General features: G+C 59.8%; 2 protein-coding genes. Both read left to right on the top strand.

Annotation, left to right across the window (positions count from 1 at the left end):
• A partial coding sequence (locus J4F42_04760; protein MCE2484798.1) for a 2-oxo acid dehydrogenase subunit E2 occupies positions 1 to 827 on the top strand: 827 nt, incomplete at its 5' end.
• Between the two features lie 240 nt (positions 828 to 1067).
• Positions 1068 to 1310: a hypothetical protein gene (locus J4F42_04765; GenBank protein ID MCE2484799.1), complete on the top strand. Its 243-nt coding sequence runs from the start codon at positions 1068 to 1070 to the stop codon at positions 1308 to 1310.
• Positions 1311 to 1516 lie beyond the last annotated feature (206 nt).

The raw sequence follows: 1516 nt of genomic DNA on the forward strand, positions 1-1516 counted from the left end.
AACTCGCCGCCGAGCATAACATCGACACCGCCAGCCTGACCGGCACCGGACCCGGCGGACGTATCACCAGAGAAGATGTTCAGCACGCCATTGACGCCGCTGCCCAGACCCCGGCCCAAGTCTCGGCCCCGGCCCAGGAGCAGGCCCAAGATCAGTCGGTCCCGCTACGCGGCATGCGCAAGGTGATTGCCGAGCGCATGCACAAAAGCCTGACCGACACCGCCCAGCTGACCATTACGACCGAGGTCGATGTGACCCAGCTCATCGAACGCCGCGAAGAGGTCCGGCGCGAGTTCAACACCACCTATAACGACTTCATTATCCAGGCCTGCGCCCACGCCCTGCTCCAGCACCCGCGCATGAACGCCTCGCTCGAAGGCGATGCGATCCAGCTGCACGGCGCGGTCCACGTCGGCTTTGCCGTGGCGCTCGATGAGGGCCTGATCGTCCCGGTCGTCCACGACGCGGATAAAAAGCCGCTCAAAACCATTGCCCAGGAGGCGCGCGCGCTGGCCGAGAAAGCCCGGGCGGGTCAACTCAAGCTCGAAGAGGTCAGCGGCGGGACCTTCACCGTCTCAAACCTGGGCATGGCCGGCGTTGACGCCTTCACCCCGATTCTCAACTCGCCCCAGACCGGGATTCTGGGCGTTGGCCGCATCGTCGACAAACCGGTCGTGTATCAGGGTGAAATCGCCAGACGCTCGATGCTGGTCCTGAGCCTGACCTTTGACCACCGGGTGATTGACGGCGCCCCGGCCGGCGCCTTTCTGGGCAGCGTGGCCGACCTGCTGTCGCACGGCAACCGGATTGCCCTGGCGGTGGACTAGCGCGCTGGCCGCTGCCCTCCAGCCGAGCCGCCACGACCGAGAATGACAAGATGCTGTATGTTTGAGTCGTTCCTGCGGGGGAGCTTCTGATGGCCGCCCCGAATTGGACAAACCGGACCATGTGGACCGGGGACAACCTGGACATCATGCGAGGGATGAATAGCGAGTCCGTTGATTTGATCTACTGATTTGATCTACCTGGACCCACCGTTCAACAGCAACGAGGACTACAGCGCCCCTGTGGGCAGCGAAGCAGCCGGAGCCGCCTTTAAGGATACCTGGACGCTGAGCGACGTGGACGAAGCCTGGCATGGAGAGATTGCCGACAAAGAGCCTGCCCTGTATGCCATCATTGACGCTGCTGGCCTGTCCCACGGCAAGAGCATGAAATCCTACCTGATTATGATGGCCGTCCGTTTGCTGGAAATGCGGCGCCTTCTCAAGCCAACCGGCAGCATGTACCTCCACAAACAACAAGTATAGCAACTAATGACAATAGCCAGCCAAAAATAATAATCTGTGAAGAAGTATAAACATAAAAACCCAAGCCAGCGGCAACACCACCAATAGAGGTTGAAGTGCAAACAATCACAACCGTTTCGTTGTTTTTTCTAGAAGCGGTCTCAAAACCCTATCCACTAAGGTAGAGTAGGAGTGAGGTCAAGGATAAGGAGCGCCTGATGACCCGC

The organism is Desulfurellaceae bacterium, assembly GCA_021296095.1.
Classification (GTDB): Bacteria; Desulfobacterota; Binatia; order Bin18; family Bin18; genus JAAXHF01.